This is a genomic window from Pseudomonas fluorescens HK44 (assembly GCF_000217955.3).
GTDB lineage: Bacteria > Pseudomonadota > Gammaproteobacteria > Pseudomonadales > Pseudomonadaceae > Aquipseudomonas > Aquipseudomonas fluorescens_AQ.
Genome location: NZ_AFOY02000010.1, coordinates 226546 through 246365 on the forward strand (window position 1 = coordinate 226546; position 19820 = coordinate 246365).

Annotated in this window: 22 protein-coding genes and 1 tRNA gene; 20 read left to right on the top strand and 3 right to left on the bottom strand. The window is 57.2% G+C overall.

The features are described from left to right. Positions 1–127 precede the first annotated feature (127 nt). From HK44_RS11265 to HK44_RS11300, 8 genes are all read left to right on the top strand, one after another. Entirely contained in the window at positions 128–583 is a 456-nt protein-coding gene (locus HK44_RS11265) for a hypothetical protein (RefSeq protein WP_019692652.1), read from the top strand. A gap of 234 nt (positions 584–817) precedes the next feature. Continuing rightward, on the top strand, positions 818–1771 hold the full coding sequence (locus HK44_RS11270; protein WP_019692651.1) for a sugar ABC transporter substrate-binding protein: 954 nt from the start codon (positions 818–820) through the stop codon (positions 1769–1771). A gap of 57 nt (positions 1772–1828) precedes the next feature. Continuing rightward, positions 1829–3382 (top strand): sugar ABC transporter ATP-binding protein, encoded by a 1554-nt coding sequence (locus HK44_RS11275; RefSeq protein WP_019692650.1) that lies wholly within the window; start codon positions 1829–1831, stop codon positions 3380–3382. Continuing rightward, positions 3379–4377 (top strand): ABC transporter permease, encoded by a 999-nt coding sequence (locus tag HK44_RS11280; protein ID WP_024264859.1) that lies wholly within the window; start codon positions 3379–3381, stop codon positions 4375–4377. Before HK44_RS11275 ends, HK44_RS11280 begins: the two co-directional genes overlap by 4 nt. Before the next feature lie 3 nt (positions 4378–4380). After that, positions 4381–5400: a LacI family DNA-binding transcriptional regulator gene (locus HK44_RS11285; protein WP_019692648.1), complete on the top strand. Its 1020-nt coding sequence runs from the start codon at positions 4381–4383 to the stop codon at positions 5398–5400. Between the two features lie 23 nt (positions 5401–5423). Continuing rightward, complete coding sequence (rbsK, locus tag HK44_RS11290; RefSeq protein WP_019692647.1) at positions 5424–6341, top strand: ribokinase; 918 nt, start codon at positions 5424–5426, stop codon at positions 6339–6341. Continuing rightward, positions 6338–6742, top strand: a complete 405-nt coding sequence (gene rbsD / locus HK44_RS11295) for a D-ribose pyranase (RefSeq protein WP_019692646.1) — start codon at positions 6338–6340, stop codon at positions 6740–6742. The genes rbsK and rbsD overlap by 4 nt, the downstream gene beginning before the upstream one ends. A 45-nt stretch (positions 6743–6787) precedes the next feature. Further along, complete coding sequence (locus HK44_RS11300) at positions 6788–7816, top strand: nucleoside hydrolase (RefSeq protein WP_019692645.1); 1029 nt, start codon at positions 6788–6790, stop codon at positions 7814–7816. A gap of 41 nt (positions 7817–7857) precedes the next feature. Here the strand turns inward: HK44_RS11300 and HK44_RS11305 are convergent, their stop codons facing one another. Beyond that, positions 7858–8061, bottom strand: a complete 204-nt coding sequence (locus HK44_RS11305; RefSeq protein WP_019692644.1) for a hypothetical protein — start codon at positions 8059–8061, stop codon at positions 7858–7860. 128 nt (positions 8062–8189) lie between these two features. Here HK44_RS11305 and HK44_RS11310 point away from each other — a divergent pair, with 128 nt between their 5' ends. Together HK44_RS11310 and HK44_RS11315 are read left to right on the top strand one after the other, a co-directional pair. Then, a complete protein-coding gene (locus HK44_RS11310; RefSeq protein ID WP_024264860.1) occupies positions 8190–8495 on the top strand; it encodes a hypothetical protein in 306 nt (101 codons plus the stop codon). 164 nt (positions 8496–8659) lie between these two features. Next, entirely contained in the window at positions 8660–8974 is a 315-nt protein-coding gene (locus tag HK44_RS11315; protein WP_019692642.1) for an I78 family peptidase inhibitor, read from the top strand. 72 nt (positions 8975–9046) lie between these two features. On the opposite strand, the gene HK44_RS11320 is transcribed toward HK44_RS11315, so the two are convergent. Together HK44_RS11320 and HK44_RS11325 are read right to left on the bottom strand one after the other, a co-directional pair. After that, positions 9047–9259, bottom strand: coding sequence for a cold-shock protein (locus HK44_RS11320; protein WP_003179963.1), 213 nt, complete (start codon positions 9257–9259; stop codon positions 9047–9049). A gap of 293 nt (positions 9260–9552) precedes the next feature. After that, positions 9553–9852 carry a hypothetical protein gene (locus HK44_RS11325; protein ID WP_019692641.1) on the bottom strand — a complete coding sequence of 100 codons (300 nt, stop codon included), beginning with the start codon at positions 9850–9852 and terminating at the stop codon, positions 9553–9555. A 385-nt stretch (positions 9853–10237) separates the two neighbouring features. Here HK44_RS11325 and thrS point away from each other — a divergent pair, with 385 nt between their 5' ends. The 10 genes from thrS (at position 10238) to HK44_RS11375 (ending at position 19793) form a co-directional block, all read left to right on the top strand. Beyond that, entirely contained in the window at positions 10238–12160 is a 1923-nt protein-coding gene (gene thrS / locus HK44_RS11330) for a threonine--tRNA ligase (RefSeq protein ID WP_019692640.1), read from the top strand. After that, a complete protein-coding gene (gene infC, locus HK44_RS11335; RefSeq protein ID WP_169843736.1) occupies positions 12160–12711 on the top strand; it encodes a translation initiation factor IF-3 in 552 nt (183 codons plus the stop codon). The genes thrS and infC overlap by 1 nt, the downstream gene beginning before the upstream one ends. A gap of 60 nt (positions 12712–12771) precedes the next feature. Then, the gene (gene rpmI, locus HK44_RS11340) at positions 12772–12966 is read left to right on the top strand and encodes a 50S ribosomal protein L35 (RefSeq protein WP_002553160.1); all 195 of its coding nucleotides are present in this window, start codon (positions 12772–12774) and stop codon (positions 12964–12966) included. 29 nt (positions 12967–12995) lie between these two features. Continuing rightward, positions 12996–13352 carry a 50S ribosomal protein L20 gene (gene rplT, locus HK44_RS11345; RefSeq protein ID WP_007905879.1) on the top strand — a complete coding sequence of 119 codons (357 nt, stop codon included), beginning with the start codon at positions 12996–12998 and terminating at the stop codon, positions 13350–13352. Positions 13353–13461: 109 nt separating this feature from the next. Next, positions 13462–14478, top strand: coding sequence for a phenylalanine--tRNA ligase subunit alpha (pheS, locus tag HK44_RS11350; RefSeq protein ID WP_007905876.1), 1017 nt, complete (start codon positions 13462–13464; stop codon positions 14476–14478). A gap of 26 nt (positions 14479–14504) precedes the next feature. Then, the gene (gene pheT, locus HK44_RS11355; RefSeq protein WP_019692638.1) at positions 14505–16883 is read left to right on the top strand and encodes a phenylalanine--tRNA ligase subunit beta; all 2379 of its coding nucleotides are present in this window, start codon (positions 14505–14507) and stop codon (positions 16881–16883) included. 3 nt (positions 16884–16886) lie between these two features. Beyond that, positions 16887–17189: an integration host factor subunit alpha gene (gene ihfA / locus HK44_RS11360; RefSeq protein ID WP_002553164.1), complete on the top strand. Its 303-nt coding sequence runs from the start codon at positions 16887–16889 to the stop codon at positions 17187–17189. Next, positions 17170–17526, top strand: coding sequence for a MerR family transcriptional regulator (locus HK44_RS11365; RefSeq protein ID WP_003179985.1), 357 nt, complete (start codon positions 17170–17172; stop codon positions 17524–17526). Before ihfA ends, HK44_RS11365 begins: the two co-directional genes overlap by 20 nt. 89 nt (positions 17527–17615) lie before the next feature. After that, positions 17616–17692 (top strand) — tRNA-Pro (locus HK44_RS11370). 592 nt (positions 17693–18284) lie between these two features. Continuing rightward, complete coding sequence (locus HK44_RS11375) at positions 18285–19793, top strand: DEAD/DEAH box helicase (protein ID WP_019692637.1); 1509 nt, start codon at positions 18285–18287, stop codon at positions 19791–19793. The last annotated feature ends 27 nt before the right edge of the window (positions 19794–19820 follow it).

The window sequence follows — 19820 nt, forward strand, 5'->3', positions numbered from 1 at the left end:
TTCGGCTGTCCGAAAGCTCCTACAGCATAAATCTAGGATTCCCACACTTTAGAAAGGGTATTAGCGCTAAAGAAAACCGCTCAGGGGTCGATGATCCCTTCAGGATCATTTTTTTGCAGGAGCTCATATGTCCATTTCAGTCGGTTTTCCAAACGCAGGCGGTATCACGATTGGCGGCAAATCCCTTGCTACGGTCAACGCATTGAGCGACGCGACGGCAGACGCCGCGATGCAACGGGTGGGTGGCAAGGAGGGTGCAAGCAAGCAAGTCAGGACAGGCCCGGTAGGGCAAAACCCGGGTGCGGAGACCGGCGCCGATGACGGTGGTAACGCCAGCGTTACGGTGAAGATGCTGCTCCAGCGCATGAAGGAACTGCAAGAACAGCTGCGCCAGCAGCAACAGCAATTGGCTGCGGCCCAAGCCGCGTCATATCCAACGCCAGAAGCCAAGACCACCGCGGTCATGGCGATTCAGGGGCAGATCGCTGACACCAACGGTGCGCTAATGGAGGTGGCCGGCAGCCTGGTCAAGGAGCTGGCCAAGGGCTCCAGCAGCGGATCGATGCTCAACACGACGGCATAATCGCGATTGCCGTTTTTTGCCAGACAGACCACAAAACGGTTTTTTCTGACCGTTGACAAATGTCAGCAGGCTTCGCATAGTTCGGTCTACGCAAACGTTTGCGCAGCCCTGTCGACGGCTTGGCTCCGTTGGCACGGCGATCCTTGTTCCCGCGTATCAGAGCGCTGGAGAACGGATTAGAAACGTATGCAGTACAAGCGTTGCTCACAATAATCATAAGATCGGAGTGAACTCATGAAGCTGCCATTCGCTGGACGTCTTCTCGCTGTCGCTATGCTGGCTGCCGCATCCGCCGCTTTGCCCCTCTCTTCGGCCTTCGCCGACACGGAAAAACCTAAAGTCGCACTGGTCATGAAATCCCTGGCCAACGAATTCTTCCTGACCATGGAGGATGGCGCCAAGGCCTATCAGAAAGACCACGCCGCCGATTTCGACCTGATCTCCAATGGCATCAAGGATGAAACGGACACGGCTGGCCAGACGCGCATCGTCGAGCAAATGATTCTGGCCAAAGTCAATGCGTTGGTCATTGCGCCAGCCGACTCCAAAGCGATGGTTCCGGTGATCAAGAAGGCCATCGATGCCGGTATCACTGTGATTAACATCGACAACCAACTGGACCCGGCCGTCGTCAAAAGCAAGAACATGACCGTACCGTTCGTAGGCCCGGATAACCGCAAAGGCGCGCGTCTGGTGGGCGAATACCTGGCCAGGCAACTGAAGGCCGGTGACGAAGTCGGCATCATCGAAGGGGTTTCCACCACCACCAACGCCCAGGCTCGCACCGCTGGCTTCAAGGACGCAATGGAAGCGGCGCAGATCAAGGTCGTCTCGTTGCAGTCTGGTGACTGGGAAATCGATAAAGGCAACAAGGTTGCCGCCTCGATACTCAGCGAGTACCCGCAAACCAAGGCCCTGCTGGCGGGTAACGACAGCATGGCGGTCGGTGCTGTTTCGGCGGTGCGCGCAGCAGGCAAGGCGGGCAAGGTGCAAGTGGTGGGTTACGACAATATCAATGCCATCAAGCCGATGCTCAAGGACGGCCGCGTCCTGGCTACTGCTGACCAGTTTGCAGCCAAACAGGCGGTGTTCGGCATCGAGACTGCCCTGAAAATGCTCAAGGGCGAAAAGGTCGACAGTGGCACCAACGGCGTCATCGAAACTCCGGTTGAGCTGGTTACCCAGTAATCATTCTGGCGACACAATGGTGCTCGCTCGCAAGGGCGAGCGCATGGAGAGTTTCTTATGTCAGTTTGTGCCCCGAACGCGGTCCTTTCGGTCAGCGGTATCGGCAAGACGTATGCGCAACCGGTATTGACCGGCATTGACCTGACGCTGATGCGTGGTGAAGTGCTGGCGTTGACCGGCGAGAACGGTGCTGGTAAAAGCACGCTCTCGAAAATCATTGGCGGGCTGGTCACTCCGACCACCGGCCAAATGCAATTCCAGGGGCGCGATTACCGTCCTGGCAGCCGGACCCAGGCGGAAGAACTGGGCATTCGCATGGTCATGCAGGAGCTCAATCTGCTGCCAACCTTGTCTGTCGCGGAAAACCTGTTTCTCAATAACCTGCCCAACAAGGGTGGATGGATCAGTCGCAAGCAACTGCGCAAAGCGGCAATCGCCGCGATGGATCAGGTCGGGCTCGATGCGATCGATCCGGACACGCTGGTCGGTGAGCTGGGGATCGGTCATCAGCAAATGGTCGAGATTGCGCGCAACCTGATCGGTGACTGCCATGTGCTGATTCTCGATGAGCCGACCGCGATGTTGACTGCCCGCGAAGTCGAGATGCTCTTTGAGCAAATCACCCGCCTGCAAGCCCGTGGCGTGTCGATCATTTACATTTCCCACCGTCTGGAGGAGCTGGCGCAGGTTGCTCAGCGCATTGCGGTGTTGCGTGATGGCAATCTGGTCTGCGTCGAGCCGATGGCCAATTACAATAGCGTGCAACTGGTCAATCTGATGGTCGGTCGCCAATTGGGCGAGCACATCGATCTGGGCCCACGACACATCGGCGCGCCGGCCCTGACCGTTAAAGGGCTGAGCCGTTCGGACAAGGTTCGCGATGTGTCTTTCGAGGTGCGCAGCGGCGAAATTTTCGGGATTTCCGGTTTGATCGGGGCAGGGCGCACGGAACTGCTGCGGCTGATCTTCGGTGCCGATGCGGCAGACAGTGGCACGGTTGCGCTGGGTTCGCCGGCGAAAGTGGTGAGCATTCGTTCGCCCGCTGATGCGGTCGGGCACGGCATTGCCCTGATCACTGAAGATCGCAAAGGCGAGGGGCTGCTGCTGACTCAGTCAATCAGCGCCAACATCGCCCTGGGCAATATGCCGGTGATCTCCAGTGGCGGCATCGTCAATCCCGGTGACGAGATGGCGCTGGCGCGGCGTCAGATCGACGCCATGCGTATTCGCAGTTCCAGTCCTGCGCAGCTGGTTAGCGAGCTGTCGGGTGGCAATCAACAGAAGGTGGTGATCGGCCGCTGGCTTGAACGTGAGTGTTCGGTGCTGTTGTTCGATGAGCCGACTCGCGGCATCGATGTCGGTGCCAAGTTCGATATTTATGCGTTGCTCGGCGAGCTGACGCGCCAGAGTAAGGCGCTGGTGGTGGTGTCCAGCGATCTGCGCGAACTGATGTTGATCTGCGACCGTATTGGCGTGTTGTCGGCCGGACGTTTGATCGACACCTTCGAACGCGGAAGCTGGACTCAGGATGATTTGCTTGCCGCCGCTTTTGCCGGCTACCAAAAACGTGATGCGTTGCTCCATGAAGCGGCGCCTAGGGATCTCCCATGAAAACTGCAATGTCTGCTGGCAAACCCGCAGTGTCTGCTGGCAAGCGTAGTGGCAATTTTTACGGCCTCGGTACCTACCTGGGCCTGGCCGGTGCCTTGCTGGCGATGATTGCGCTGTTCTCGGTCTTGAGCAGCCATTTCCTTTCTTATGACACCTTCAGCACACTGGCCAATCAGATTCCGGACCTGATGGTGCTCGCAGTCGGCATGACGTTCGTGTTGATCATCGGCGGCATCGACCTCTCGGTGGGTTCGGTATTGGCGTTGGCGGGCTCGACTGTCAGCGTGGCAATCCTCGGCTGGGGCTGGAGTGTCTTGCCGGCAGCGCTGCTGGGCATGGCCGCTGCAGCAGTGGCCGGGACCATCACCGGTTCGATCACCGTGGCCTGGCGCATTCCGTCGTTCATTGTTTCGCTCGGTGTGCTGGAGATGGCTCGCGGGGTTGCCTATCAGATGACCGGCTCGCGCACGGCCTACATCGGTGATGCCTTTGCCTGGCTGTCCAATCCGATTGCCTTGGGTATTTCACCGTCATTCATTATCGCGTTGCTGGTTATCTTCATCGCCCAGGCGGTGTTGACCCGTACCGTGTTTGGTCGCTACCTGATCGGTATCGGCACCAACGAGGAAGCTGTGCGTCTGGCGGGTATCAACCCAAAGCCCTACAAGATTCTGGTGTTCAGCCTGATGGGGTTGCTGGCGGGTATTGCCGCACTGTTCCAGGTATCGCGCCTGGAAGCGGCGGACCCGAATGCCGGTTCCGGCCTGGAGCTGCAAGTCATTGCTGCCGTGGTGATCGGTGGCACGAGCCTGATGGGCGGCCGTGGTTCGGTGATCAGCACCTTCTTCGGCGTCCTGATCATTTCTGTACTGGCTGCCGGGTTGGCGCAAATCGGCGCGACCGAACCAACCAAACGTATCATCACCGGCGCGGTGATCGTGGTCGCGGTGGTGCTGGACACCTACCGCAGCCAACGTGCAAGTCGACGGAGCTGAATCATGGCAACGATCAAGGATGTAGCAGCGCTCGCGGGGATTTCCTACACAACGGTTTCCCACGTGGTAAACAAGACCCGGCCAGTCAGTGAAGAGGCTCGGCTCAAGGTCGAGGCCGCGATCAAAAGCCTGGACTACGTGCCCAGTGCCGTGGCGCGCTCGCTCAAAGCAAAAACCACCGCGACCATCGGTCTGCTGGTGCCCAACAGCCTCAACCCGTACTTCGCGGAGTTGGCCCGTGGTATCGAGGATTACTGCGAGCGTAATGGCTATTGCGTGATCCTCTGCAACTCCGACGATAACCCGGACAAGCAGCGCAGTTACCTGCGCGTGCTACTGGAAAAGCGCATCGACGGGCTGATTGTCGCGTCCGCCGGCGGCGATAGCGGGTTGGCGCAAGGGCTGGCGGGCGTGCGTACACCGATGGTGATCGTCGACCGTGGGTTGGAGGGGCTCGATGCGGACATGGTGCGCATCGATCATGAATACGGTGCTTATCTTGCGACCCGGCATCTGCTCGAACTGGGCCATCGCGACATCGCCACTATCGGCGGTCCGGCACATACCAGCGTGGCGCAGATGCGTCTGGCAGGTTACTGCCGGGCCTTGCAAGAGGCAGGCGTCGAAGTGCCGAGAGAGTGGATGCTTGAAAGTGATTTCACCAGCATCGGCGGTTACAACGCGGCGACAATATTGCTGGAAAAGAACCCGCCCAGTGCAATTTTTGCCGGCAACGACATGATCGGTATTGGCGTACTGCGGGCCGCCGCCGAGCGCAATGTCCGGGTGCCCAGCGAGCTATCGGTCATCGGTTTCGACGATATTCAGATGAGCCGTTATGTCTATCCGGCGCTGACCACCGTCGGCCAGTCGATCCTGCAGCTTGGCGAAATGGCTGCGGAGGTACTGTTGCGACGGATCGCGACACCTGAACTGGCGACCGGTCAGCAGATCGTGACGCCCAGCATTGTCATGCGAGAGTCGACCGCGCCGCTGGCCGGCGTATTCGACCAATACCGCTGAAGCGAATTGATGAGTAGGGATGTATGCCAGCAAAAGTAGTGGTTGTAGGCAGTCTGAACATGGACCTGGTAACCCGCGCCCAGCGGTTGCCGCATGCCGGAGAAACGCTGCATGGCGAGTCGTTTGCCACCGTGTCGGGTGGCAAGGGCGCTAATCAGGCGGTCGCGTCTGCCCGGCTGGGTGCGCAGGTGTCGATGATCGGCTGCGTGGGTGACGATGCTTATGGCGAGCAGTTGCGCGCTGCGCTGCTGGCAGAACAGATCGATTGTCAGGCGCTGACATCGGTCGAAGGTTCCAGCGGCGTGGCGCTGATCGTGGTCGATGACAACAGCCAGAATGCGATTGTCATCGTTGCGGGTGCCAACGGTCAGCTGACACCTGGCTTGGTTGCGGGGTTCGATGCGGTGCTTGCGGCGGCCGACGTGATCATCTGTCAGCTGGAAGTGCCGATGCACACGGTTGGTTATGTTCTCAAGCGTGGACGTGAGCTGGGCAAGACGGTGATCCTGAATCCGGCGCCGGCAACGAGCCCATTGCCGGCCGACTGGTATTCGTCAATCGATTATCTGATCCCCAATGAAAGCGAAGCTTCGGCCCTCAGCGGTTTGCCGGTGGACTCTCTGAAGAGCGCCGAGATGGCCGCGAGCCGATTGATCGCCGCCGGTGCCGGTAAGGTCATCATCACATTGGGCCCTCAGGGTTCATTGTTCGCCGACGGACAGAGTGTTGTGCATTTTCCGGCGCCCAAGGTCAAGGCCGTCGACACCACCGCGGCTGGCGACACCTTTGTCGGCGGTTTTGCCACGGCCTTGGCCGCTGGCAAAAGCGAAGTCGAGGCCATTCGTTTTGGTCAGGTCGCCGCCGCTTTATCGGTGACGCGGGCCGGTGCGCAACCCTCGATTCCTTCCTTGTCAGACGTACAGGCCTTCAAGGCATCATGAAAAAAACACCTTTGCTCAATATCGCATTGTCGCGGCTGATTGCCTCTCTGGGTCATGGCGACATGCTGGTGATTGGCGATGCCGGTCTGCCGGTGCCGCCCGGCGTTGAGTTGATCGACCTGGCGTTGACCCAGGGCATACCAGACTTTGTCAGCACCTTGCGCGTCGTGCTCAGTGAGATGCAGGTGGAAAGCCATGTGCTGGCCGAAGAAATCCTGCTCAAGCAGCCGCCGGCGCTGCAGGCGATCGAGGAGTTGACGGCCAATGACGCGATGGGCCAGCGGCGGTTGCTGAATCATGAAGAATTTAAAGTTCTTAGCCGACAAGCGCGGGCGATTGTTCGTACGGGCGAATGTCAGCCGTACTGCAATGTCGTGCTGGTTGCAGGGGTGACATTTTAATCCGTCATATCCCGATTCGATTTATCCACGCACAAGGAGTGTGCTATGCATCGCTATGCTCAACGACTGCATCACCTGATCCGGAGTCTGCTGCTTTTGTCCTTGCTCACCGCTACAGGCGCCCATTCGGCGGAAAAGATTGATCTGATCATCGACACCGATCCAGGTGCCGACGACGTGGTGGCGCTGCTGTTTGCCCTGGCGTCGCCCGAAGAACTGAACATTCGCGCACTGACCACCGTTGCCGGTAATGTGCGTCTGGACAAAACTTCGCGTAATGCGCGGCTGGCCCGTGAGTGGGCAGGGCGTGAAGAGGTGCCGGTTTATGCGGGTGCACCGAAACCGCTGATGCGCACACCCATCTATGCCGAGAACATTCATGGCAAGGAAGGCCTGTCGGGTGTCACGGTGCACGAGCCGAAGAAAGGCCTGGCCAAAGGCGATGCGGTCAATTACCTGATCGATACGTTGCGCGCGGCCAAACCTCACAGCATCACCATTGCGATGCTCGGGCCGCAGACCAACCTGGCGCTGGCGTTGATTCAGGATCCGGAAATCACCCAAGGCATCAAGGAGGTGGTTGTCATGGGCGGCGCGCATTTCAACGGCGGCAACATTACCCCGGTGGCCGAGTTCAATCTGTTCGCTGACCCGCAGGCAGCTGAAGTGGTCCTCAAGAGTGGCGTCAAGCTGACCTATCTGCCGCTGGACGTCACCCACAAGATTCTGACCAGTGACGCTCGCCTGAAGCAGATTGCCGCGCTGAACAACAACGCCAGCAAGCTGGTGGGCGATATTCTCAACGAATACGTCAAAGGCGACATGGAGCACTACGGTATTCCTGGTGGCCCGGTGCATGACGCCACGGTGATTGCGTACCTGCTCAAGCCTGAACTGTTTACCGGTCGTGCGGTGAATGTGGTGGTCGACAGTCGTGAAGGGCCTACGTTTGGCCAGACCATCGTTGACTGGTACGACGGCCTGAAAGCCCCGAAGAACGCATTCTGGGTTGCGAACGGCGATGCTCAGGGCTTCTTTGATTTGCTGACGGCACGTCTCGCCCGTCTCAAGTAAGTCATGCCCCGCAGGTACCAGTCTGCGGGGTTTTACTTCCTTTACGTATGGGCGGCGCCCATGCCGTCGATGGGGTACTTCTCGAATACCTGTTCGATGAACTGTTGAGCGGCTTTCGTGCCCAGGTCCTTGACCAGCAGGTCTATGCCAATGATTGCCAGTTCTTCCGGGGTGCTGGGGCTGTAAGAGCTATGGCCTTGGGGCCAGCTGACTTTGATGTCGGCGTCGATGGTCACGGTGGTCATGAGTGTCTCGCGAGGTCGGGAAGTTCGTCTGTTGAGTTAACCACCTTGTGCAGCTTTTGGCACTCCGACTTAGGCATGAACGGAGGGCTATGCGACACTTGGGCTTTGTAGATTTCAAGGACAGTGCTGTGCAGATTGATTTGAATACCCCGGACGGCTTGACGCTTGAGGCTGTGCGCCAGTTGCTGGCGTCTGCCAGCGACGATACGCATACCCAGTTACGGGTCACCCAGTCAGGTATTGCCTATATTTCTTCAGGTGTGGTCGGCGGAACGGATATCGACGGGCTGCTGTTTCGTCTTGAGACGTGGGCCAAGGGCTCCGGGTATGTAGGCATGGTTGCCGCCAGTGATGAGGTCTGGGTCATGCAGATATTCAACGCCTTGAAGCAGAACTGGCCGAAGCCACCCTTTGATTACATCGATATCTACTGAGCCTGCTCATATTCAGTCACGATTGCGCACTGAACAGCAGGTGATAGCTCAGGCAAACTTGCGTGTTTGACGGCTTTGAAGGCGAGGGGATGGCACTGACCATGAAACCAAATGCCCAAACGACTGTCGCACGAATGCAGTTCAACTATTGAAAAGGAGGCGTCATGCCTTGGAAGCTCGCGTCATTGGGTACTTTGCTGGCCGCCGTCATGTTGGCGGGTTGCAGCAGTACCTCCGAGTCGGCAAAAAGCCCTGTGGCGGCCGAGGCTGGTAGCGGCCGTTGTGAGGCAAAGGCTGCCGAATTCACCATTGGCCAAAAGGCTTCGCCAGAATTACTGGAGCAGGCCCGCACACGCTCCGGGTCGCAGACTGCACGAGTTCTCAGGCCGAACGACATGATCACTCTGGAATACCGTTCGGATCGTTTGAACCTCAACACCGACGCCAACCTGGTGATTGTCCGCGTCAACTGCGGCTAATTGCTTCAGGCTTTTGTTTCGCCCATAAAAAACCCCGCCACATGGACGGGGTTTTTTTAGTGCGCCAGGAAATTACTCTGGGCGAACTTGTGCAGCTTGCATACCCTTTTGGCCTTTCTCAGCCACGAAGGAAACGGTTTGGCCTTCTTTCAGGCTTTTGAAACCGTCGCTTTCGATAGCTTTGAAGTGTACGAACAGGTCGTCACCGCCACCTTGAGGAGTGATGAAGCCGAAGCCTTTTTCATCGTTGAACCATTTAACGGTGCCGGTTTGGCGATTAGACATGGTGTATCTCCAAGAAACATATATTTTCAGTAGTGCTGTGCTGCTCAGGCCAACTGGGCACACCGGAGTATCATAGTCGAAATGTTCGATTTGGGAGCCCCCCGGACGTGCTGTTTGCCTTCGCATCGCCTTTTCTTTGTCGCTGTATATGGCTGGAAGCCCCGGTTTAAAAGGCCTGTAGCCAAATACACGCCCTGTAAAAAAAGCTGTAAAAGCTGCGTAATTTGTCTGAAATAGTGGCTTTTCAGCTGTTTTTTACTCGCCAGGGCCCGTGTTTTTAGCCCCGCAGCAGCTTATTTCTTGACTCTGCATTCCTGAATGGCGTCCAGCGCCTTGGTTCGCAGTTCCGCACTCGGCTGTTTTGTCTTGCTCATCAGCTCGCTGATTTCGGCAGTCGTAAACTTCTCGTTCAGCTTGTCCGCACCACAGGCGCAATGCAATTCGGCGGACTTCTGGTCGACGCTCTGACTGGCGGCACCAACGCAATCCTTCATATAGCTTTCGCGAACCCCGGCAGGCCAGGCAGCCTGCGCGCTCAGCGGGAGCAGCATGATCAGTGGGGAGGCAAGGGCGATAAGGCGGATAAGACGCATAGCTGAAACTCCGTGAGGTCGATAATGTGTGGCGATTCTCAGCCTATTTGAGGTGGGCCGTACATCTCAAGTTCACTTTTTGATGCAAAAGCCCTGAATTCGGCGTTGGTCAAACAAGGTCGCGGCGACGACCGTTCATCTGTGCTAGGATCCAACGCTTGGGTATTTTCAGGCTCTGGACGATCTGTTCGCCAGTAGCGGCCAATACCCGAATAACCCTGATTTGATCTCCAGTCACTCTGGTTCGGTTTCCGGTTGGCCGCAAGGCTCCTGCCGCTGTAAGGCAGGCGTTCATTATTGAATGGCCTGGACTGAATCGCGTACTGGCTGCTCATCCCAACCCACGTGACCTTTGGTAGGGGTCACCACTAGGAGAGGAGGCGCCATGCCCACTATTACTCTTCCCGACGGCAGTCAACGTTCCTTCGATCATCCGGTTTCCGTAGCCGAGGTCGCCGCATCCATTGGTGCCGGTCTGGCCAAGGCCACCGTGGCCGGCAAGGTCAACGGCAAACTGGTTGACGCCAGCGATGTCATCGACAGCGACGCGACCCTGCAAATCATCACGCCCAAGGATGAAGAGGGGGTGGAGATCATTCGCCACTCTTGCGCTCACCTGATTGGCCACGCGGTCAAGCAGCTGTACCCGACGGCGAAAATGGTGATCGGTCCGGTCATCGATGAAGGCTTCTATTACGACATCGCCTACGAGCGTCCTTTCACTCCGGACGACCTGGCGGCGATCGAGCAGCGCATGCACCTGCTGATCGAAAAAGATTACGACGTCATCAAGAAAGTCACTCCGCGTGCCGAAGTGATCGACGTGTTCACCAGCCGCGGCGAAGACTACAAGCTGCGCCTGGTCGAAGACATGCCGAACGAGCAGGCCATGGGCCTGTACTATCACGAAGAATACGTCGACATGTGCCGCGGTCCGCACGTGCCGAACACCCGCTTCCTGAAATCCTTCAAACTGACCAAGCTGTCCGGCGCCTACTGGCGCGGCGATGCCAAAAACGAGCAATTGCAGCGCGTGTACGGCACCGCCTGGGCTGACAAGAAGCAACTGGCGGCTTACATCCAGCGTATCGAAGAAGCTGAAAAACGCGACCATCGCAAGATCGGCAAGCGTCTCGGCCTGTTCCATACCCAGGAAGAAGCACCGGGCATGGTTTTCTGGCATCCGAATGGCTGGACCCTGTACCAGGTGCTCGAGCAGTACATGCGCCAGGTTCAGCGTGAAAACGGCTACCTGGAGATCAAGACCCCGCAAGTGGTTGACCGTAGCCTGTGGGAGAAATCCGGCCACTGGGCCAACTACGCCGAGAACATGTTCACCACGCAGTCGGAAAGCCGCGACTACGCGATCAAGCCAATGAACTGCCCTTGCCACGTGCAAGTGTTCAACCAGGGCCTGAAAAGCTACCGCGAACTGCCGATGCGTCTGGCCGAGTTCGGTGCCTGCCACCGTAACGAGCCGTCCGGTGCGCTGCACGGCATCATGCGCGTGCGTGGGTTCACCCAGGACGATGCGCACATCTTCTGTACTGAAGAGCAGATGCAGGCCGAATCCGCTGCGTTCATCAAGCTGACCATGGATGTCTACGCCGATTTCGGCTTTACCGACGTCGAAATGAAACTGTCCACTCGTCCGGAAAAACGCGTCGGCTCCGATGAGTTGTGGGATCGCGCAGAATCCGCGCTGGCCTCAGCCCTAGATAGTGCGGGCCTGCCGTACGATCTGCAGCCAGGCGAGGGTGCTTTCTACGGTCCGAAGATCGAGTTCTCGCTAAAAGATTGCCTCGGTCGTGTCTGGCAATGTGGTACCTTGCAGCTCGATTTTAACCTGCCAATCCGTCTGGGAGCCGAATACGTCTCTGAAGACAACAGTCGCAAGCACCCGGTAATGTTGCACCGGGCGATCCTGGGTTCCTTCGAGCGTTTCGTCGGGATTCTGATCGAGCATTACGAGGGCGCGTTCCCTGCGTGGCTGGCTCCGACTCAGGCAGTGATCATGAATATCACTGATAAACAGGCAGATTTTGCCGCTGAAGTTGAAAAAACTCTCAATCAAAGCGGTTTTCGTGCCAAGTCTGACTTGAGAAATGAAAAGATCGGCTTTAAAATCCGCGAGCATACTTTGCTCAAGGTTCCCTATCTCTTGGTTATTGGAGATCGGGAAGTCGAGATGCAGACTGTCGCTGTGCGTACTCGTGAAGGTGCTGACCTGGGCTCGATGCCCGTCGCCCAGTTCGCTGAGTTCCTCGCGCAAGCGGTTTCCCGGCGTGGTCGCCCAGATTCGGAGTAATTATTATTAAGCGTGAAATGAGACAAGATAAACGAGCTGCACCGAAAGCCCCGATCAACGAGAATATCTCGGCACGCGAGGTTCGGTTAATTGGCGCTGACGGCGAGCAGATTGGCATCGTCTCGATTGATGAAGCGCTTCGTATTGCTGAAGAAGCCAAGCTTGATCTGGTAGAAATCTCCGCAGACGCAGTCCCACCGGTTTGCCGTGTGATGGACTACGGCAAATCGATCTTCGAAAAGAAGAAGCAGATTGCTGCGGCGAAGAAAAACCAGAAGCAGATTCAGGTTAAAGAAATCAAGTTTCGTCCAGGGACGGAGGAAGGGGATTACCAGGTAAAACTGCGCAACCTGGTACGTTTCCTGAGTGACGGGGACAGGGCCAAGGTATCCTTGCGATTCCGCGGCCGTGAGATGGCCCACCAGGAACTGGGGATGGAACTCCTCAAGCGGGTTGAAGGTGACCTGCTCGAGTACGGTTCTGTCGAACAGCATCCTAAGATGGAAGGACGCCAGCTGATCATGGTCATCGCCCCGAAAAAGAAGAAGTAATCAACAGGGCACGGCAGGCCTTGCGATTATGTTTATCAACTGAATGCGGAGTATCCGAACATGCCAAAGATGAAAACTAAAAGTGGTGCTGCTAAGCGGTTTCTGAAAACTGCTAACGGTATCAAGCACAAGCACGCTTTCAAGAGCCACATCCTGACCAAAATGTCGACCAAGCGTAAGCGTCAACTGCGCGGTAGCAGCTTGCTGCATCCGTCTGACGTGGCAAAAGTCGAGCGCATGCTGCGCCTTCGTTAATTTTTGGTTAAGAATAGAGGAAGTAACTCATGGCTCGTGTAAAGCGTGGCGTCATTGCCCGTAAACGTCACAAAAAAATTCTGAAACTTGCTAAAGGCTACTACGGCGCTCGTTCGCGCGTATTCCGTGTTGCCAAGCAAGCGGTAATCAAGGCAGGCCAATACGCCTACCGTGACCGTCGTCAGAAAAAACGTCAGTTCCGCGCTCTGTGGATCGCTCGTATCAACGCTGGTGCACGTATCAACGGCCTGTCCTACAGCCGTTTCATCGCCGGCCTGAAAAAAGCGTCCATCGAGATCGACCGTAAGGTTCTGGCTGATCTGGCAGTGAACGAAAAAGCGGCGTTTGCTGCGATTGTCGAGAAAGCTAAAGCCACCTTGGCTTAAGTACCCCCGACAGTCACCCGGGCTCACCTCCGTGGGCTCAGGTGTTAAACGTCATAAATAGGGGAAGAGCCTTCAAGCTCTTCCCCTATTTTGTATCTGGAGTCTGTACATGGAAAACCTGGATGCGCTGGTCTCTCAAGCACTAGAGGCTGTGCAAAGCGCTGAAGATATCAATGCCCTGGAGCAAATCCGGGTTCACTACCTTGGTAAAAAGGGTGAATTGACTCAGGTGATGAAGACCCTGGGGAATTTGCCAGCAGAAGAGCGTCCGCAAGTCGGCGCCCTGATCAACGTTGCCAAGGAGCGTGTCACAGAGGTTCTCAATGCGCGCAAGGCACTGTTTGAAGAGGCCGATCTGGCCGCCAAACTGTCCGCCGAGTCCATTGACGTGACCCTGCCTGGCCGTGGTCAGACCTCGGGTGGTCTGCATCCGGTTACTCGCACTCTGGAACGTATCGAACAGTTCTTCACCCATATCGGCTACGGCATCGCCGAAGGCCCTGAGGTCGAAGACGACTATCACAACTTCGAGGCGCTCAACATCCCAGGCCATCACCCGGCCCGGTCGATGCATGACACCTTCTATTTCAATGCCAACATGTTGCTGCGCACCCATACCTCGCCGGTACAGGTCCGCACCATGGAATCGAAACAGCCGCCGATCCGCATCGTCTGCCCAGGCCGTGTGTACCGCAGCGACTCCGATATCACCCACTCGCCGATGTTCCACCAGGTCGAAGGCCTGCTGGTCGACCGCGACATCAACTTCGCCGACCTGAAAGGGACCATCGAAGAGTTCCTGCGCGTGTTCTTCGAAAAAGAACTGGCAGTGCGTTTCCGCCCTTCGTATTTCCCATTCACTGAACCGTCCGCCGAAGTCGACATGGAATGCGTGATGTGCAGCGGTAAAGGCTGCCGCGTCTGCAAGCAGACTGGCTGGCTGGAAGTGATGGGCTGCGGCATGGTTCACCCGAACGTGCTGCGCATGTCCGGGATCGACCCGGAAGAGTTTTCGGGCTTTGCCTTCGGCATGGGCGTTGAACGTCTGGCCATGCTGCGTTACGGCGTGAACGACTTGCGTCTGTTCTTCGACAACGACTTGCGGTTCCTCGCGCAATTTCGCTAGTCGTAACGAATTCTTAGGAGAGCAGGATGAAATTCAGTGAACAATGGCTGCGCGGCTGGGTAAGCCCGCAGGTAAGTCGCGACGAGCTGGTTGCTCGTCTGTCGATGGCCGGTCTTGAGGTCGATAGCGTAACGCCGGCCGCCGGTGAATTCAGTGGCGTGGTGGTGGGCGAGGTGCTGAGCACCGAGCAGCACCCGGACGCCGACAAGCTGCGCGTTTGCCAGGTCAGCAATGGCGCGGAGACCTTCCAGGTAGTTTGCGGCGCGCCAAACGTGCGCCCGGGCCTGAAGATCCCGTTCGCCATGATCGGTGCCGAACTGCCAGGCGACTTCAAAATCAAGAAAGCCAAGCTGCGTGGCGTTGAGTCCAACGGCATGCTGTGCTCGCAAGCCGAACTGCAAATCGGTGAAGGTAACGACGGCCTGATGGAGTTGCCGGTCGATGCGCCGGTCGGTCAGGATATTCGTGAGTACCTGAGCCTGGACGACGCCAGCATCGAGGTCGACCTGACCCCGAACCGCGGCGACTGCCTGTCCCTGGCCGGTCTGGCCCGTGAAGTCGGTGCCCTCTACGCTGCCGAAGTCACGCGCCCGGTCGTTGCCAGTGTTCCAGCTGTGCATGATGAAGTGCGTTCGATCGAGGTTCTGGCACCCGCCGCTTGCCCGCGTTACCTGGGCCGCGTGATCCGTAATGTCGACCTGTCCAGGCCTACGCCGCTGTGGATGGTCGAGCGTCTGCGTCGCGCTGACGTGCGCAGCATCGACGCTGCCGTCGACATCACCAACTACGTGATGCTGGAACTGGGTCAACCGCTGCACGCTTTCGATCTCGCCGAAATCAATGGTGGCATCCGCGTGCGCATGGCCGAAGAAGGCGAGAAGCTGGTGCTGCTCGACGGTCAGGAAGTCAGCCTGCGTAGCGATACGCTGGTGATTGCCGACCACTCCCGCGCCCTGGCGATTGCCGGTGTGATGGGTGGCGAGCACAGCGGTGTATCCGCAACCACTCGCGATGTCTTCCTGGAAAGCGCGTTCTTCGATCAGATTGCCGTCGCTGGCAAGGCTCGTTCCTACGGCCTGCACACCGACGCCTCGCACCGCTACGAGCGCGGCGTGGACTGGCAACTGGCCCGTGAAGCCATGGAGCGAGCCACTGGCCTGCTGCTGGAAATCACCGGCGGCGAAGCTGGCTCGATTATCGAAACCGTCAGCGAGCAGCACCTGCCGTCGATTGCTCCGGTCACTCTGCGTGCCCAGCGCATCACCCAGATGCTGGGTATGGAAATGGATTCAGCCGAAGTCGAGCGTCTTCTCAGTGCCTTGGGTCTGAAGATTTCCGCGGATGGGGCAGGGCAGTGGCGCGTAGACGTGCCAAGCCATCGCTTCGATATCAGCCTGGAAGTCGACCTGATCGAAGAGCTGGCCCGTCTGTACGGTTACAACCGTCTGCCGGTTCGCTACCCGCAAGCCCGTCTGGCACCGCAAGCCAAGGCTGAAGCGCGTAGCGATCTGCCTGAGCTGCGCCGCCTGTTGGTGGCTCGTGGTTATCAGGAAGCGATCACCTACAGCTTCATCGATCCGAAGCAGTTCGAACTGTTCAACCCAGGCGTCGAGCCTCTATTGCTGGCCAACCCGATCTCCAACGACATGGCCGCCATGCGTTCGTCCCTGTGGCCGGGTCTGGTCAAGGCGCTTCAGCACAACCTGAACCGCCAACAAGACCGCGTCCGTCTGTTCGAAAGCGGTCTGCGCTTCGTCGGTCAGCTGGAAGGCCTGAAGCAAGAGCCGATGCTGGCCGGTGTGGTCTGCGGTGGCCGTCTGCCGGAAGGCTGGGCTCAGGGTCGCGATACCGTGGACTTCTTCGACGTCAAAGCCGACGTGGAAGCGGTGCTCGGCTTTGCCGGTGCACTGGATTCGTTCACATTTGTACCAGGCAAACACCCTGCGTTGCACCCGGGTCAAACCGCGCGCATCGAGCGTGAAGGTCGCGTAGTCGGTTACATCGGCGCTATCCATCCTGAATTGTCGAAAACCCTCGGTCTCGACCGTCCAGTCTTCGTTTTCGAGCTGGTGCTGGCCGAAGTGGCATTGGGCAAAATGCCTGAATTCAGCGAGTTGTCGCGCTTTCCTGAAGTGCGTCGTGACCTTGCGCTGTTGGCGGACAAAGACGTTGCAGCCAGTGCCGTACTGGACGTAATCCGTGAAAATGCAGGCGAATGGCTGACGGACCTCAGGCTATTTGACGTGTATCAGGGTAAAGGTATTGATCCGCATAGAAAAAGCCTTGCAGTTGGCTTGACCTGGCAGCATCCATCGCGCACTCTTAATGACGATGAGGTGAATACCACGACGCAAAACATCCTCACCTCGCTCGAACAAAGGTTGAACGCCACGTTAAGGAAGTGACGTATGGGGGCTTTGACGAAAGCTGAGATGGCGGAACGTCTGTATGAAGAGCTGGGCCTGAACAAGCGGGAGGCCAAGGAATTGGTCGAACTGTTCTTTGAAGAAATCAGGCACGCTCTTGAAGACAACGAACAGGTGAAGTTGTCCGGTTTCGGCAACTTCGACCTTCGTGACAAACGCCAGCGGCCTGGCCGCAATCCGAAAACGGGAGAAGAAATCCCGATCACGGCTCGCCGTGTGGTCACCTTTCGTCCAGGGCAGAAGTTGAAGGCCCGAGTTGAGGCTTATGCTGGAACCAAGTCATAACGACGAGCTTCCCGTCATCCCAGGCAAACGCTACTTCACCATTGGTGAAGTCAGCGAGCTTTGTGCGGTAAAACCGCACGTGCTGCGCTACTGGGAGCAGGAGTTTCCTCAACTCAACCCCGTCAAGCGCCGCGGAAACCGCCGGTACTATCAGCGCCAGGATGTGCTGATGATCCGGCAGATCCGTGCGTTGCTCTACGATCAGGGGTTCACCATCGGCGGAGCGCGCCTGCGCCTTTCCGGCGATGAAGCCAAAGACGACACCACCCAATACAAGCAAATGATCCGCCAGATGATCGCCGAACTCGAAGATGTTCTGGTGGTACTCAAGAAATAAATTCCTGCTTTTAAATACTTCCAGTTTTCAAAAGCTTGCGATATATTCTTGAGGGTTCCTCGAGATGAGGAACGGGTTTCACGCCTAGTCGGGGCGTAGCGCAGTCCGGTAGCGCACTAGCATGGGGTGCTAGGGGTCGAGTGTTCGAATCACTCCGTCCCGACCATATTTTTCAATGACTTAGCCCGATCTGAAAAGGTTGGGCTTTTTCATATCTGCGATTTTTGTTTTATGGTGTGAGTTCACGCCGCTTTTGGCCCTTTTTCGCGCTGCCATTGGCACCAATCCTGTCTGATATTTCTCTTCCTTTCTCAGCTTTTTCGCATGTCAGATAGCCTTGCCAAACGCCCTGTTTCCGGGCGATTAGGGCGTTTTTCCTCACCCGCTCCGCGGCGCTAAACCCTGGAAGCTCAGTTCCGATTCTTCGTTCTTAAAGGTCACCATCCCAAATCAGCGAAACCGGCTGTACGTCACGCGGGCCGTGCCTTTGAAGACAAACGGAAGCAGCGAAAGCCGGACTTCCGATTGTGCGCTAGGGAAACGGAACAGAGCGCGGGGAGGGCGCATCTATTCGAATTGATTGCTGACGGGCTGTGGGCCTTCTGAAGACCCGTTGATTACAAGGCCCAGGGGAGGATATCGAGAGCCTGGCTGGGCTGACACGCACGACACAGCCACCCGTACCGGAAAAGCGCTCATTCCTTTATCAATACCGCTTCCCCGAGCAGGAGACCAAGCTGCGTATCGGGTCGCAGGGAATGGTGGTCGAAACACTGAGCGCGATTACTCTGCATGAATTGGACATGGAAAACCGATTGGCGACCTTTAAGGCCACTGCCGAGCGGCAACCTCCCGAAGACTTTGATATGGGACCCGGTGGGCCAATTAATACTAAGGTTCTCCGCGAAGCATTATTCCGCTACGCCGATGCGGTTCTGGCAGGTGGTGGGCATTTTCAAGCGGTGGAAGACTTTTTGTTTCGTCGCTCACCCAGAGTGATTGGCTTGGAAGCCGGGACGGCTCTTCTTGCGGCTGAACTGGATCCTCTCGATGCAGTCAAGCAGGTGGTGCGTAACCTCAACCATAGCGTGCTGTTCATTCAGGGGCCTCCAGGTGCTGGTAAAACGTATACGGGGTCTCACCTGATAGTTGATCTGCTGCAAGCTGGTAAGCGCGTCGGGATTACCTCTAACTCTCATCACGCGATCAACAACTTGCTTGCAGCTATAGAAACCTGTGCTGAGGCATCTGGTTTCAACTTCGTCGGTTTGAAAAAGTCCACTCACGGGGCTGAGGAGAGTCGTTTTGCCGGGCGCTGCATCACGTCCCAAGATGACAACCCCAAATTGTTGGCCGCATGGAACTCGGGAGCACGCCTTGTCGCCGGTACTGCTTGGCTGTTCGCGGATGAAGCATTTAGTGAAGCGTTGGACTACCTGTTCATTGACGAAGCTGGGCAGGTCAGTGTGGCCAACCTCGTGGCGATGGGGATGTCAGCCCGCAGTTTGGTGCTGATGGGCGATCAGATGCAATTATCGCAGCCGATTAAGGGCGTGCACCCAGGGCGCTCAGGAGATTCGATTCTGGATTATCTGCTTGATGGCGTGGCCACGATTCCCATGGATCGCGGGGTATTCCTGGCGCAGACATGGCGTATGCACCCGGAGGTGTGTTCCTTTATTTCTGACGCGGTGTACGACGGACAATTAATATCGGCCCCGGGAACCGAGCGACAAGTACTGGTGCTGGATGGCGAGCGTCCAGAGATACCCGATTGCGGGCTGTATTTTTGTGCGGTGGAGCACGACGCCAATAGCCAAAGCTCAGAGGAGGAAGCCGCTGTCGTCCGCGACCTCTACAGTTATTTCCTGGAGCAAACTTTTGTAGATAAGGACGGCGAGGTGCATCGGGTCGACGTGGACAATATATTGGTTGTCGCACCCTATAACCTTCAGGTGCAATTGCTCAAACGGGAGCTGCCGGCAGGCGCCCGAGTCGGGACGGTGGACAAGTTTCAGGGGCAAGAGGCCGAAATTGTGATTGTTTCGATGGCCACTTCGAATGAAGACTATTTACCTCGGGATATTGGTTTCCTCTACTCGAAAAACCGCTTGAATGTAGCGGTCAGTCGAGCCAAAACCTTGGCCTGTGTGATTGCCAGTCCAGCCTTGACGGCTATCCGCTGCAAGACACCGGAGGAGATGTCGCTGGTGAATACACTTTGTAAGGTGGTTAAGAGTGGATCAATGACGCGCCACAGCGTGTAGGGCTGACGGTGCGCCGCTCCAATGGGC

What these genes read in the sequence shown, in the direction of transcription:
- rbsK (WP_019692647.1), top strand. Translation starts at nt 5,424, where the DNA reads ATGCCAGCAAAAGTAGTGGTTGTAGGCAGTCTGAACATGGACCTGGTA.
- pheT (WP_019692638.1), top strand. Translation starts at nt 14,505, where the DNA reads ATGAAATTCAGTGAACAATGGCTGCGCGGCTGGGTAAGCCCGCAGGTA.
- HK44_RS11375 (WP_019692637.1), top strand. Translation starts at nt 18,285, where the DNA reads ATGGTGGTCGAAACACTGAGCGCGATTACTCTGCATGAATTGGACATG.
- thrS (WP_019692640.1), top strand. Translation starts at nt 10,238, where the DNA reads ATGCCCACTATTACTCTTCCCGACGGCAGTCAACGTTCCTTCGATCAT.
- rplT (WP_007905879.1), top strand. Translation starts at nt 12,996, where the DNA reads ATGGCTCGTGTAAAGCGTGGCGTCATTGCCCGTAAACGTCACAAAAAA.
- HK44_RS11265 (WP_019692652.1), top strand. Translation starts at nt 128, where the DNA reads ATGTCCATTTCAGTCGGTTTTCCAAACGCAGGCGGTATCACGATTGGC.
- HK44_RS11320 (WP_003179963.1), bottom strand. Translation starts at nt 9,259, where the DNA reads ATGTCTAATCGCCAAACCGGCACCGTTAAATGGTTCAACGATGAAAAA.
- rbsD (WP_019692646.1), top strand. Translation starts at nt 6,338, where the DNA reads ATGAAAAAAACACCTTTGCTCAATATCGCATTGTCGCGGCTGATTGCC.
- HK44_RS11300 (WP_019692645.1), top strand. Translation starts at nt 6,788, where the DNA reads ATGCATCGCTATGCTCAACGACTGCATCACCTGATCCGGAGTCTGCTG.
- HK44_RS11315 (WP_019692642.1), top strand. Translation starts at nt 8,660, where the DNA reads ATGCCTTGGAAGCTCGCGTCATTGGGTACTTTGCTGGCCGCCGTCATG.
- HK44_RS11305 (WP_019692644.1), bottom strand. Translation starts at nt 8,061, where the DNA reads ATGACCACCGTGACCATCGACGCCGACATCAAAGTCAGCTGGCCCCAA.
- HK44_RS11280 (WP_024264859.1), top strand. Translation starts at nt 3,379, where the DNA reads ATGAAAACTGCAATGTCTGCTGGCAAACCCGCAGTGTCTGCTGGCAAG.
- pheS (WP_007905876.1), top strand. Translation starts at nt 13,462, where the DNA reads ATGGAAAACCTGGATGCGCTGGTCTCTCAAGCACTAGAGGCTGTGCAA.
- ihfA (WP_002553164.1), top strand. Translation starts at nt 16,887, where the DNA reads ATGGGGGCTTTGACGAAAGCTGAGATGGCGGAACGTCTGTATGAAGAG.
- HK44_RS11285 (WP_019692648.1), top strand. Translation starts at nt 4,381, where the DNA reads ATGGCAACGATCAAGGATGTAGCAGCGCTCGCGGGGATTTCCTACACA.
- HK44_RS11365 (WP_003179985.1), top strand. Translation starts at nt 17,170, where the DNA reads ATGCTGGAACCAAGTCATAACGACGAGCTTCCCGTCATCCCAGGCAAA.
- HK44_RS11275 (WP_019692650.1), top strand. Translation starts at nt 1,829, where the DNA reads ATGTCAGTTTGTGCCCCGAACGCGGTCCTTTCGGTCAGCGGTATCGGC.
- rpmI (WP_002553160.1), top strand. Translation starts at nt 12,772, where the DNA reads ATGCCAAAGATGAAAACTAAAAGTGGTGCTGCTAAGCGGTTTCTGAAA.
- HK44_RS11270 (WP_019692651.1), top strand. Translation starts at nt 818, where the DNA reads ATGAAGCTGCCATTCGCTGGACGTCTTCTCGCTGTCGCTATGCTGGCT.
- HK44_RS11325 (WP_019692641.1), bottom strand. Translation starts at nt 9,852, where the DNA reads ATGCGTCTTATCCGCCTTATCGCCCTTGCCTCCCCACTGATCATGCTG.